Origin of the sequence: Microlunatus sp. Gsoil 973 (genome assembly GCF_009707365.1) — a bacterium.
Classification (GTDB): Bacteria; Actinomycetota; Actinomycetes; order Propionibacteriales; family Propionibacteriaceae; genus Microlunatus.
The window spans coordinates 315,296-327,604 of sequence record NZ_CP046122.1 but is presented as its reverse complement, the minus strand read 5'-3'; the positions used below and the strand labels follow the sequence as shown (position 1 = coordinate 327,604).

Genomic DNA, 12,309 nt, shown 5'->3' with positions numbered 1-12,309 from the left:
CGATCCTCAGCCGGGCGGCACTGCCACCGCGCAGAGGGGTCTGCACCTCCCCGGCGGCCTCGGTCCCGATGTAGCCGAGTCCGGCAGGCCAGACCGGTGCGGGCAGGCGATCCTCTGCCGGCGGGCCGGAGGCGATCCACCCCCGCCGAGGACCGTCGCGACATCCGGCCGCGGGCGTCGGACGACCGGCAGGGCGAAGGCCACGGCCGGCGCCGGACTGAAGGCTCGGTAGTTGTCGAACAGATGGGGTCCGAAGATGCCGCTCCCGGCGGCGATCTCGGTCACCGACGGGTCAGCGGTCGTGGTGCCGATCGAACCCGTTCCGCCGCCGTTGACGAAGTCGAGATCGGCGGCACCGGACTGTTCGAGCAGTGATCGCACTGCCGCGACCGTCCGGGTGCGGCGTTCGGTCAGTTCGGCGGCCGATCTGCGCTGCATGACCTGCACCAGTCGGGACCGCAGCGGGTGACCGGGGAGCAGGTCCCCGACGCCGGCGATCTGGGCTTCGTACGCCATCAGCCCGACAAGCCGGAATCCCCTACGGGACAGCACATTTCTGGCCAGTGCGACGACGTCCTCGGGGGTGTGCAGCGGCGATCGGAAGACGCCGAGATGCATCGCGCCGAGGTCAAGGGATGCGTCGAGTTCGATGGCGACCTTGATCACCGGACGCCGCTGAGGAGCAGCAACGGAATCGATCAGGTCGAGGTGCGCCGGATCGTCGATCATGATCGTGATCCGTTCCGCGGCGCGCTCGTCGCCGACGAGGTCCGCGACGGCCGACCGGTCCGCGGTCGGGTACCCGAGAACAAGATCATCCATCGTCTGGGACAGCCAGATCGCCTCGGCCAGCGTGTAGGCCAGCACGCCACGGATGCCGGGGACGGCCAGACATGCCTCGATCAGGCCACGCACGCGCAACGATTTGCTGGCGATCCGGATCGGCTTGCCGGCAGCGCGGGTGATCAACCCGGCAAGGTTCGCGCGGAGAGCGGTCAGCTGCCCGACGGCGAACGGCGGGTCGAGTTCGGCGGTCGCCCGGTCGATGGCTGGCCAGTAGGACGCAGGATCCTGCCATGGCCGTTGATCATCGTGCCGGGCCAGGTCGATCATCAGGCCACCTGGCGGACCGGAACGAGCGCCAGTGCCCCGGCGCCGGCGAAGACGACGACGAAGACGAAGAGCAGCCAGAAGCCGCCGGCCAGGACGACCAGTCCGGCGCCGGCCAGCGGTGCGAGGGCCTGTGGAATGGCGTACGCGACGTTCATGATGCCAAGATCCCTTCCACGGCTCTCCTCGGCAGGAAGGACCTGCGTGGCCAATGCCTGATCGACTGCCAGAAAGGCGCCGTAACCCAGGCCGCACAGGATCGCGGCGATGATCACGGTCGGGACATCGGGGGCGATGATCAGGATCAGACCGGCCGCGGATTGCAGCAGCGCGGTGATGATCACATAGCGTTTGCGCCGGCCGGCCCGATCCGACAGCCTACCGACGAGCAGCGACGCGATCACCGAGGCGACCGAGTAGATCGCGATCACCACGACCAGCAGCGACTCCGCCTGTCCGGACGGCATGCCCAGCCCGAACTCAAGGAAGTAGAGCAGCAGCGTCGTGGTCAGCGCGTTGCCGATGTTGACCGATATGCGGCTGGCCAACGTCCACCCGAAATCGGGATGGCGGCGCGGCGAGATCCAGAATCCACGGACGAAGGCGCCGAAGGTCAGCTGGGGCCGGCCCGGCAAGACCTCGTCCGGCATGCGCGCCAGGAAACCGACCGCACACACCAGCAGCACCGCCGCCACCAGGAGATAGCCCGCGGGACGCGACAGGCCGATCGCGACGATCACCGCCACGCCGACCAGCACGGCGATCGGTTGCGGCGCCGCCATCCATCCCGACACCGTCGCCCGCTGGCCGACCGGCACCTGGTCGGAGATCACCGCGGTCAGGGCAGCGGTCAGCATGCAGAAGCCGATCAATGACAGCGCCCAGCAGATGCCGACGCCGACGATCGTCACCTGGCGTCCGAGCAGTGCCAGCGAGACGGCGAACCACACAGTGCCGGCGATGATCCACGGGCGCCGACGGCCCAGCCGCGACGTCGTCCGGTCCGACAAGGCGCCGGTCAAGGGATACGCGACCGCGGCGCAGACGCCGGCGATCCCCGAGACCACCCCGAATGCCACGACGTTGCGCACCCAGGCGTGCGGGTCCAGCCCGAGGACGTCGGTCACCTGGGCGGGCAACAGCAACTGGATCGGGGTCAGCTGGGCGATCCACACGCCGAACCAGGACAGCGCGAACAGCCCCATCCACCGGTGATCGACCGTCAGCTGACCCGCCGCCGGCCGGACCGCCGGTGGCGCGGGGACGGATCCGGGATCGGACATGGTGCCCAGATCCTGACAGCTTTCGGGGCCGTGGACCAAGGGCGTACCAGAAGGATTTGCGGCAAACCCGATGCGGACTGTCGGACGTTCGGGCCAGACTGGAGCCGACGACTCGACGAGGAGGCACGATGTCAGCACGGCTCAATCCCTATCTGTCCTTCCGCGACACAGCACGGCCGGCGATGGAGTTCTATCAGTCGGTGTTCGGCGGTGACCTGTCGATCAGCACCTTCGGCGACATGCACCTCAGCGAGGACGCTGCGGAGCAGGACAAGGTGATGCACGCCAGCCTGGAGACCCCGGGCGGGTTGACGCTGATGGCGTCGGACACCCCGGCGGCGATGGAACTGATCACGGGGAACAACATCACGGTGTCGCTGAGTGGCGACGACCAGGCCGAATTGCGTGGCTACTGGGAGAAGCTCAGTGACGGCGGTCAGGTCACCATGCCGTTCGAGCAGGCGCCGTGGGGCGACATCTTCGGCATGTGCACCGACAAGTTCGGCGTCGCCTGGATGATCGACGCCGTCGGCCCGCAACAAGGCTGATCGGTAACAGCTGATCGGTGGGCACCTCGGCGGCGCGGCATCATGGATGGATGCTGATCGAGGTCTATGCCGATGTCACCGACGTCTGGGCCTATGTGGCCAGGCGGAGACTGCGCCGCGCCCTTGACCGGGTAGCGGCCGGCGAGAACGTACCGACCGTTGTCTGGCGACCCTTCCTGATCGACCCCACCGCGCCGAGCCCATCCGAGGAGTTGCTGCCCGGCGACGAGGTGATCGACGGCATCCTGCAACAGACCGAACCCGGTGTCGGAGCGGCGATCCGGCGGCTGGAAGCAGGTCAGGCCGCCGAGGACGAGGGCCTGGCGGTTCCGGGCCAGCGGTGGCGGGCCAGCAGCTGGGCAGCGCATCGGATGATCACGGCGGCGCTCGACCGCGGGCCGGGGCTGCAGGACCAGGTCGTCGACACGGTGCTGTCGGCGCAGTTCGAGGACGGCGCCGACATCAACAGCATGGGCTTCCTTGAGTTCCTCGCTGACCGGTTCGAGCTCCCTGGCCCGGTGCGGCTGGAGGGCACGGACGCGGCACTCGCCTACCTCCAGCCGGGCTTTCCGCCGGATGATCCGCTGGAGCGGCGCACCCGGGAGGCGCAGCTCTTCGGTCAGGCGTTGGGGGTGACGCGATCACCGACGTTCCTGATCGACCAGACGATCGTCGAGACCGGCGCGGCGTCTGCGGAGGTGTTGGCCACCCGGATCGCCGAGTTCACCGATCGCCCGTCCGACACGGTGCCCGATGAGGTGCGCCGCGTCCGGGCGGCGCAAGCCCTGTTGGCGGCGCGGAACCCGCGCGGATCGCTGTACCTGCTGGCGCCGCTGCGACCCGAGTACGACGGCGATCGGGGCTTCGAAACGCTTGTCGCGCGCGCCCTGGCCGCCTCGGCCAGCCTGGAACCGGCCCGGGCGAAGCTTGCCGAGCTGCTCGAGCGCTACCCCGATGACGCGTACCTGCAACTGCTGATGGGCAAGACGCTGAAGCGACTCGGTCATCCCGACGCCGAGAAGCATCTGGCGCTGGCGACGGCGATGCATCCGGAATACCTGGACTTCTGAGGATCCGGACTCCGGCCGCTGCGCGGGACCGCTAGCAACACTCGCGCGGACTAGAGTTGGCGTTGTCCGGCGCCGAAGCCAGGCGACTCCTGTCCAGTCGTCGGCTGCCGTTGCTCGAAAAATGGGCAATAAGGGGCCGTACGGTGCACTGCAGCGCCGTCGGCGACCCCGAGACACATACGGCCACCACACCGTTCGTGTCGAGGAGTTCGCCTGTGTCATCCCCGTTCTCGGTTTCGACAGCAATCGCCAACGCTCTTGCCGCCCACGTCTCGCACTGCTTCGGAGTGATGGGCAACGGCAACGCCTACCTGCTCGACGCCCTGGCGGACACGCCAGTGCGCTATGTGCCGGTCCGGCACGAGGTCGGGGCCGTGGTTGCAGCCGACGCCTTCTATCGCGCCTGCCGACGGCCGGCCGTCGCGACCGCAACGTACGGTCCGGGCTTCACCAACACGCTCACCGGGCTCACTGAGGCCGTACAGGCGCGGACGCCGCTGCTGCTGGTCGTCGGTGACCGGCCGTCGGCCGGGCCGAGACCGTGGGATGTCGACCAGCCCGGGGTTGCCGCCGGTCTTGGAGCGCACACCATGGTGGTCGACCGCCACGATCCCGCAGGAACCACCGTGCGGGCGCTGCAGTACGCCCTGGATCATCGGACGGCCGTTGTGCTGGCGGTTCCCTACGATCTCGCCGCCGCACCGGTCGATGATCAGGCAGTCCCCGACGGGACCCCGCAACTGGTCATGCCCGCGCGCCTGAGCCCGCGCCCCTCCGAGGTGGCCAGGCTCGCGGCGATCCTGGACTCGGCGGAGCGACCGCTGCTGCTGGCCGGACGGGGTGCCTGGTTGGCCGATGCCGGCGAAGCGCTGACCCGGCTGGCCCACCACCTCGGCGCGTTGACCGCGACCACGGCTGCCGGTCGCTCGATCTTCCGGACCGCGCCGGATGGGATCGACGCCGACCTGGGCATCTGCGGCGGCTTCGCCGACGACGTGGCCGCCAAGCTGATCTTCTCCTCCGACGTCGTGCTGGCGGTCGGGGCGGGGTTGAATCTCTTCACCATGCGCCACCAGACCGCCTTCGACCCGGACGCCACACTGCTGCAGATCGACATCGCCGACCGGGCGACCCATCCGCGGGTCGCGCACTATCTGCAGGCCGACGCGCGGCTGGCGGCCGAGGCGCTGCTGGCGGAGTTGCCGGGCAAGCCGCGTCGCGGTTGGCGTGATCAGACCAGGACCGCGCGTGATCATCGCGACCCCGGTTCCGGGCTGGCGCCGGACGGGCTGCTCGACCCGCGTACGGTGGCATATGAACTGGACGACATCCTGCCGGCCGACCGGACCGTGGTCTCCGACGGCGGACATTTCATCGGCTGGGCGCCGACCTACTGGCGGATCCCCGGGCCGAACCGGCTGATCATGGTCGGCACCGAGTTCCAGTCGATCGGACTCGGCATGCCCAGCGCGGTGGGCGCCGGCCAGGCCCTCCCGGAGACCACCGTCGTACTGACCACCGGCGACGGCGGAGCGCTGATGAGTCTTGCCGATCTGGACACCGTGATTCGCACCGTACGCCACGGCGTGATCATCGTCTGGAACGACGGCTACTACGGCGCCGAGTTGCACCAGTACGGGTCGAAGGGCCTGGACACCGGGCCGATGAAGATCAAGACCGCCGACTTCTCCGGGATAGCGCGTTCATTCGGCGCGGAGGCGGCGGTGATCACCGAGGTCGCCGATCTCGACCGGCTCAGGCACTGGCTGTCGACCGGAAGAGAAGGCGTCTTCCTCGCCGACTGTCGGGTCTCGCCGCACGTCAGGGCGCCGTACATGCAGACCCAGCTGGACATCACGGCGCCGCGCTGACCCTCCTCCTCACCCCCGCGTTCCCCGCGACCCCCGCTGGTCGGAAACTCAACGTTTGATCGCGCGGCTGGAAAATCCGACCGGAGGCCGCCGTACGATCAAACCTTGACCTTCCGGGGAGGAGCCGGCCAATCCCGAAGATCAAAGGTTGACCCACGGGTTGTCGCCACCGGCGTGTCGCCACCACTGGATCAAACTTTGACCTTCCGGAGAGGGACCGGCCAACTCCGAAGATCAAACGTTGACGCACGGGCTGTCGCCACCGGCGTGTCGCCACCACTGGATCAAACTTTGACCTTTGACCTTGGGCCGGGACGCAGGGGCGGGGTGGGGACGCGGGACGCGGCGGCGGGCAGCGGGTCGGGGTCAGACGGAATGGCCGAGCTTGAAGCCGCGCTCATCCTTGCGGGTATAGGAAAAACCGTCGGCTCCGACGGTGACGGCCAACTCGCTCGGATCGGTCCTCGCCGTGATCGGCTGCGGGTTGCCGTCAAGGTCGAGAACCGGTGACGCCTCGGAATACCAGGACGGGACCACCGGGTTGCCCCACCAGTCCCTGCGTTGATTGTCGTGTACGTCCCAGGTGACGACCGGGTTGTCCGGGTCGCCGGTGTAATAGTCCTGGGTGTAGATCTCCACCCGGTGGCCGTCGGGGTCGCGGACGTAGAGGTAGAAGGCGTTCGACACACCGTGCCGGCCGGGGCCGCGCTCGATCACATCGGACATCCGCAGCGCACCGAGTCTGTCGCAGATGGCCAGCACATTGTGCTGCTCGTGCGCGGCGAAGGCGACGTGATGCAGCCGCGGACCGTCACCACCGGTCAGCGCGGTGTCGTGCACGGTGTCCTTCCGGCGAAGCCAGGCGGCGTAGGTCGTTCCTTGATCATCCTGGATGTCCTCGGTGACGCGGAAGCCGAGATCCTCAAGGTATGTCCGCCCGCCGGGTACGTCGGGGGTCATCTGATTGAAATGATCAAGTCGGACCAGGGCACCCGGCGTGTGCAACTCGTACCGCCAGGTGAGCCGTTCGACATGATCAACGGCGTGGAAGAACTCGTAGGGGAAGCCGAGCGGGTCGACCACCCGTACGGAGTCACCAACCCCCCTGCTGAAGCCGGTCGTGCGGCGCTCGGTACGGCAGCCCCGGGCGGCGAACCAGCGCTCGGCGCGGTCCACGTCCTGCGGTGTACGAACCCGGAAGGCGAAAGCGGCAGCTGCAGCGACCGGACCTTTGCGCAGGACCAGGTTGTGGTGGATGAACTCCTCCAGTGTCCGCAGATAGATCGCGTCGCCGTCCTCCTCGGTCACCACCAGGCCCAGGACGTCGACGTAGAACTCGCGGGATCGCGCCAGATCGGTGACGACGAGGTCGAGATAGGCACTGCGGACGATGTCCGGCGGAGTGGGATCGACAGCCGGATCATCGGTCGGATCAGGGCTGCGGTCGTTGCCGGTCATCGGGTTCGGTCCGTCCCGGCGCCGAACCGTGGCGTGTGCACCGGTGCCAGTGAGATGTGCACGGCCTGCTGGTCGGTGTAGAAGTCCAGCGAGCGATACCCTCCCTCGTGACCGAGACCGGACGCCTTCACACCGCCGAACGGTGTGCGAAGATCACGAACGTTGTGCGAGTTGAGCCACACCATGCCGGCTTCGATCCGTTGCCCCAGATTGTGCGCCCGCTGCAGATCTGACGTCCACAGATAGGCGGCCAGCCCGTACTTGACGGCGTTGGCCAGGTCCAACGCCTCCTCGTCGGTGTCGAACGGCGTGATCGCCACCACCGGGCCGAAGATCTCCTCCTGGAAGATCCGGGCGGTCGGCGGTACGTCGACGAAGACGGTCGGTTGCAGGTAGTTTCCGGTGTCCAGTCCCGGTGGGCGTCCGCCACCGGCGGCCAGCAGTGCCTCAGTCTTGCCGATCTCGATGTAGTCGGTGACCTTCGCATAGTGCTCGGGATGAACCAGCGCACCCACCTCGGTCGCTGGATCGTGCGGATCGCCGACCTTGATCATCTTCGCCCGTTGGACATAGCGGGTGACGAACTCGTGATAGATCGGGCGCTCCACCAGGATCCGGCTACCCGCCGTGCACCGTTCACCGTTCAGCGAGAAGACGCCGAACACGGTGGAGTCGATCGCCGCGTCGAGATCGGCGTCGGCGAACACGATTGCCGGGCTCTTGCCGCCGAGCTCCATGGACAGGCCCTTGAGGGTCGGCGCGGCGTTGGCGAAGATCACCTGGCCGGTGGCCGATTCGCCGGTGAAGGAGATCAGCTGGACGTCCGGGTGCCGGACCAGCGCGTCGCCGGCCTCCTCCCCCAGGCCGTTGACCAGGTTGAACACTCCGTCCGGCACCCCCGCCTCACGGAGGATCTCCGGCCACAGACTCGCCGACAACGGCGTGAACTCGGCCGGTTTCAACACCACGGTGCAGCCGGCCGCCAGCGCCGGTGCGAGCTTCCAACTCTCCAGCATGAACGGCGTGTTCCAGGGCGTGATCAGGCCTGCTACGCCCTTCGGCTTGCGATGGACATAGTTCAGTTGCCGTCCCGGGACCTGGTACACGTCGTCGGACTGCGCGACGATCAGATCGGCGAAGAACCGGAAGTTCTCCGCCGCGCGTCGTGCCTGGCCGAGCGCCTGGGTGATCGGCAGACCGGAGTCGTACGTCTCGAGGTCGGCCAGCCGGGCGTCCCGGCTCTCGACGATGTCGGCGATCCGGTTCAGGATCCGGTTGCGCTCCCTGGCCTGCATTCCCGGCCACGGTCCTTCGTCAAAGGCCAGACGCGCCGCGTTGACCGCCCGATCGACATCCGCCTGCCGCCCGGCTGCGGCTTGCAGGTAGGTCCGGTTCGACACCGGGTCCAGGACGTCGAAGGTGCCGCCGTCGACACTGTCGACGAACTCCCCGTCGATGAAGTGCCGGATGCGGTCGGGCAGACCCGCCGGTACGTGTTGGCCGGCAACCACTGCGCTGGTCATGATCATGCTCCTCCCGGTCCGCCGACCGTCCTGGCTGCGACGCTGTCCGATCCATCCACCGGGGAGAGGTAGGCGGCACCTTCGGCCAACAGCTGGACGATCTTCTGTTTCCCCCCGGCGGTCGTCATGATCAACGGCGGCCTGACGAATTCGGATGCGATCAGTCCCTGGCGTTGCAGCACCCACTTGACCGGCGCGGGATTGGTCTCGACGAAGATCAGGTCGGCCAATGGATGCAGCCCGTAGTGGATCTCCAGGGCACGGTCGAGATCACCGGCGCGATAGGCGTCGTACATCTGCTTGGTGGCCGCCGGTGCGATGTTCGCCGTAGCGCTGATGAAACCGGTGCCACCCAGGGCGAGCAGCGGCAGGCACAGCAGCTCGATCCCGGACCACACCAGCAGGTCGCGACCGGCCGCCTTGATCACCCGGGAGAAATGCTCGAAGTCCTTGGTGGTCTCCTTGATCCCGACGAAGTTGGGCACGTCGCCGTGCAATCGGGCGACCGTCTCGGGTGCGATCTCGACGGCCGTCCGGCTCGGCACGTTGTAGGCGATGATCGGCAGGTCGGGATACTGGGCTGCGATCGTCTTGTACCAGACGTACAGCGCCTCCTGCGTCGGCCGCGCGTAGTACGGCGTGATGATCAACACCGCGTCCACTCCAGCGTCGTAGGCCGCACCGGTGAGCTCGATCGTCTCGCTCAGCTTGGCCGAGCCGGTGCCCGGCACGACGGGAACCCGACCGTCGGCTGCCGCGATCACGGTGTTGATCGCCTCCGCGCGTTCGGTGACCGTCTGGGCGCTCGGCTCTCCGGTCGAGCCGCCGATCGAGATGCCGTCGGAACCCTGTTTGATCTGCCAGGCAACGAGATTGGCCAACGACACGTGATCAACTTCGCCGTCGGCGGTGAACGGCGTGACCACCGGGGCGATCGACCCGGTCAGGTCCTCGGGACAGTTGCGCCAGCCACCGGTACCGCGGGGTTCGGTCATTCCTGCGCTCCTACAACGACGTGTTTCACTCCGGCTTGCCACGATTCTCGTATCGGCTGCGCCAATCACCGGTCAACGGATACAAGCCGTCCACGGCCGCACCCTCGGCCACCCGGGCGGCGATCCACTCCTCCTCCGCCTCCTGCTGCACGGCCGCGTCGAGCACCTCGGCCAGGACGGCCGGCGGGATCACCAGCACACCGTCGTCGTCACCGATGATCACGTCCCCCGGCTGCACGGTGGCGCCCCCGCAAGCGATCGTCAGATCGCTGTCCCAGGGCACGTGCCGCCGCCCGAGGACCGCCGGATGCGGCCCGCCGGAGAACACCGGAATCTCCAGTCCGGCAACCGCCTGCCAGTCCCGTACGCCGCCGTCGGTGACGATCCCGGCCGCACCGCGGACCTGCGCCCGCAGGCCCAGGATGTCGCCGAGCGTTCCACTGGTGGTGTCACCGCGGGCCTCGATCACCAACACGTCGCCCGGTCGAAGGGCGTCGAAGACCCGCTTCTGTGCGTTGTAGCCGGCACCATGGCTGCGGAACAGGTCCTCCCGGGCAGGGACGAAGCGCAGCGTCCGGGCCCGGCCGATCATCTTCTGGCCGGGATGGTTGGTACGGACACCGTCGATGAATAGTTGGTCGTAACCGCGTTTCCGCAACTGGGACGCCAACGTCGCGACCGAGACCTGCCACAACTTGGTGATCAACTCCTCGGTCAGCTCGAAGGGCGCCGGCAATCCCGCGGCCTCCCTGCTGCCCCACGCCTCGACCCGTTGTTGATCATCAATCACCGGCTGGGCACCGTACTCGGGCAACGGGACACTGCCCTCCGCGATGGTCGTCCGCAGCCGTCCGCTGCTGTGTGCGGTGCCCGCTTGGTCCACCTCGACCTCGATGACATCGCCCGGCGCCACGACCGAGGACCCGGCCGGCGTTCCGGTGAGCAAAACGTCGCCCGGTTCCAGCGTGATCAGCTGGGACAGGTCGGCGATCAGCTCGCCGAAGCCGAAGACGACGGTGCCGGCCGAATCCTCCTGGACCAGCCGGCCGTTCACCCAGGTCCTGACCCGCAACCGGGTCGGGTCGATGGCCGCGGCGTTGATCAGCTTCGGGCCGAGCGGTGTGTAGCCGTCGCCGCCCTTGGACCGCAGGTTGGAGCCCTTGTCCGCCACCCGCAGGTCGTACACACCGAAGTCATTGGCCGCGGTCACCGCCGCAACACAGCCCCAACCCTGCTCCGGAGTGACCCGGCGGGCGACCCGGCCGATGATCAGCGCGATCTCACCTTCGAAGGCCAGCAGCTCGGTGCCGTACGGGCGTTCCACGACCTGATCGGTGGTTGCCAGCGAGGTGACCGGCTTGAGGAAGTACGACGGCTTTGCCGGCTTCCGACCCCGCTGGGCGATCCGTGACGGGTAGTTGAGGTGCAGCGCGATCACCTTGCCGGGACGGCCGACGAGCGGGTGAGCGATGAGTGTCGCCTCGGTCGAGCCCTCCGGCGCGGAACGAACGCCGTCGTACGTCATGGCGCGATCGTATATGATCGCATATCTGATCACAACGGGGCGCGGCCATCGGCAACCGGCAGAGCGAGGATCTATGACCACCAGCGGAGGCGTCGCCGCCAGCAAGTCCGAACGGGCGTACGGCTGGCTGCGGGAGCGGATCGTGTCGCACCGGTTCTCCCCGGTTACCGACTCGTGCTGAGCCAGATCGCCGGCGAGCTTGGCATCAGCGTCGTCCCGGTCCGCGAGGCGATCCGACGGCTCGAGGCCGAGGGCCTGGTCACCTTCGAGAAGAACATCGGCGCTCAGGTCGCGCTGGTCGAGGAGGGCGAGTACGTGGCGACGATGCAGACACTGGCGATCGTCGAAGGAGCAGCGACCGCTCTCGCGGCGCCACACCTGCAGCCTGATGATCTTGCCCGGGCGCGCGCGGTCAACCACCGGATGCGGGAATCGCTGGAACACTTCGACCCGCATCGGTTCACCGAGTTGAACGAGGAGTTCCACACCGTCCTGTTCACCCGGTGCCCGAATGATCAACTGGTCGATCTCGTGCTGCGCGGTTGGAGCCGGCTGAGGATGCTTCGGGACTCGACCTTCAGCTTCGTCCCCGGACGCGCCGCCGATTCGGTGGACGAGCATGATCGGCTCATCGCGCTCGTCGAGCGGGCTGCCGAGCCGCTCGACATCGAACTCGCCGCGCGCCGGCACCGGACCGCGACTCTGGACGCTTTTCTGGAGTTCCAGCGCGACCATGATCATCACAGCGGGCCGGGCGGGCGTCCCGGCATAACGATCCCCGGCGGTGAAGATCCCGGAGAAGAACTCGGTCAGTTCCTTGGTGCCGTCCAGCGGGAGTGCATGGGCGACGTACTGATCCGGACGGACGACGACGGTCACCCCGCCCCGGTCTATGCCGCGGGCGTCGAAGATGTCGTCGGCAGGGT

Annotated in this window: 8 protein-coding genes and 2 pseudogenes; 4 read left to right on the top strand and 6 right to left on the bottom strand. The window is 67.9% G+C overall.

Annotated features, from left to right (window positions below):
* Positions 1-6: 6 nt before the first annotated feature.
* Both GJV80_RS01475 and GJV80_RS01470 read right to left on the bottom strand, forming a co-directional pair.
* Entirely contained in the window at positions 7-1,113 is a 1,107-nt protein-coding gene (locus tag GJV80_RS01475) for an alanine racemase (protein ID WP_230208015.1), read from the bottom strand.
* The gene (locus GJV80_RS01470) at positions 1,113-2,393 is read right to left on the bottom strand and encodes an MFS transporter (RefSeq protein ID WP_154686398.1); all 1,281 of its coding nucleotides are present in this window, start codon (positions 2,391-2,393) and stop codon (positions 1,113-1,115) included. Before GJV80_RS01470 ends, GJV80_RS01475 begins: the two co-directional genes overlap by 1 nt.
* A gap of 128 nt (positions 2,394-2,521) precedes the next feature.
* On the opposite strand from GJV80_RS01470, the gene GJV80_RS01465 reads away from it, so the two are divergent.
* The 3 genes from GJV80_RS01465 (at position 2,522) to GJV80_RS01455 (ending at position 5,882) form a co-directional block, all read left to right on the top strand.
* Positions 2,522-2,941: a VOC family protein gene (locus tag GJV80_RS01465; RefSeq protein ID WP_154686397.1), complete on the top strand. Its 420-nt coding sequence runs from the start codon at positions 2,522-2,524 to the stop codon at positions 2,939-2,941.
* Between the two features lie 50 nt (positions 2,942-2,991).
* A complete protein-coding gene (locus GJV80_RS01460) occupies positions 2,992-4,011 on the top strand; it encodes a DsbA family protein (protein ID WP_154686396.1) in 1,020 nt (339 codons plus the stop codon).
* A gap of 215 nt (positions 4,012-4,226) precedes the next feature.
* The gene (locus tag GJV80_RS01455; RefSeq protein WP_230208014.1) at positions 4,227-5,882 is read left to right on the top strand and encodes a thiamine pyrophosphate-binding protein; all 1,656 of its coding nucleotides are present in this window, start codon (positions 4,227-4,229) and stop codon (positions 5,880-5,882) included.
* A gap of 366 nt (positions 5,883-6,248) precedes the next feature.
* On the opposite strand, the gene hpaD is transcribed toward GJV80_RS01455, so the two are convergent.
* The 4 genes and pseudogenes from hpaD to GJV80_RS24835 all read right to left on the bottom strand — a co-directional run.
* Positions 6,249-7,340 (bottom strand): 3,4-dihydroxyphenylacetate 2,3-dioxygenase, encoded by a 1,092-nt coding sequence (hpaD, locus tag GJV80_RS01450; RefSeq protein ID WP_154686395.1) that lies wholly within the window; start codon positions 7,338-7,340, stop codon positions 6,249-6,251.
* Positions 7,337-8,863, bottom strand: a complete 1,527-nt coding sequence (gene hpaE, locus GJV80_RS01445; protein ID WP_154686394.1) for a 5-carboxymethyl-2-hydroxymuconate semialdehyde dehydrogenase — start codon at positions 8,861-8,863, stop codon at positions 7,337-7,339. Before hpaE ends, hpaD begins: the two co-directional genes overlap by 4 nt.
* A 2-nt stretch (positions 8,864-8,865) precedes the next feature.
* On the bottom strand, positions 8,866-9,858 hold the full coding sequence (gene dapA / locus GJV80_RS01440; RefSeq protein ID WP_154686393.1) for a 4-hydroxy-tetrahydrodipicolinate synthase: 993 nt from the start codon (positions 9,856-9,858) through the stop codon (positions 8,866-8,868).
* Positions 9,859-9,883: 25 nt separating this feature from the next.
* Positions 9,884-11,335, bottom strand: a pseudogene (locus GJV80_RS24835) (fumarylacetoacetate hydrolase family protein); the annotation flags it as partial.
* On the opposite strand from GJV80_RS24835, the pseudogene GJV80_RS24830 reads away from it, so the two are divergent.
* A pseudogene (locus GJV80_RS24830) lies at positions 11,282-12,013 on the top strand (GntR family transcriptional regulator); the annotation flags it as partial. The pseudogenes GJV80_RS24835 and GJV80_RS24830 sit on opposite strands and share 54 nt — an antisense overlap.
* Between the last annotated feature and the right edge of the window lie 296 nt (positions 12,014-12,309).

Coding starts and splice junctions, on each gene's coding strand:
- GJV80_RS01475 (WP_230208015.1), bottom strand. CDS start 1,113: ATGATCGACCTGGCCCGGCACGATGATCAACGGCCATGGCAGGATCCT.
- GJV80_RS01470 (WP_154686398.1), bottom strand. CDS start 2,393: ATGTCCGATCCCGGATCCGTCCCCGCGCCACCGGCGGTCCGGCCGGCG.
- GJV80_RS01465 (WP_154686397.1), top strand. CDS start 2,522: ATGTCAGCACGGCTCAATCCCTATCTGTCCTTCCGCGACACAGCACGG.
- GJV80_RS01460 (WP_154686396.1), top strand. CDS start 2,992: ATGCTGATCGAGGTCTATGCCGATGTCACCGACGTCTGGGCCTATGTG.
- hpaD (WP_154686395.1), bottom strand. CDS start 7,340: ATGACCGGCAACGACCGCAGCCCTGATCCGACCGATGATCCGGCTGTC.
- hpaE (WP_154686394.1), bottom strand. CDS start 8,863: ATGACCAGCGCAGTGGTTGCCGGCCAACACGTACCGGCGGGTCTGCCC.
- dapA (WP_154686393.1), bottom strand. CDS start 9,858: ATGACCGAACCCCGCGGTACCGGTGGCTGGCGCAACTGTCCCGAGGAC.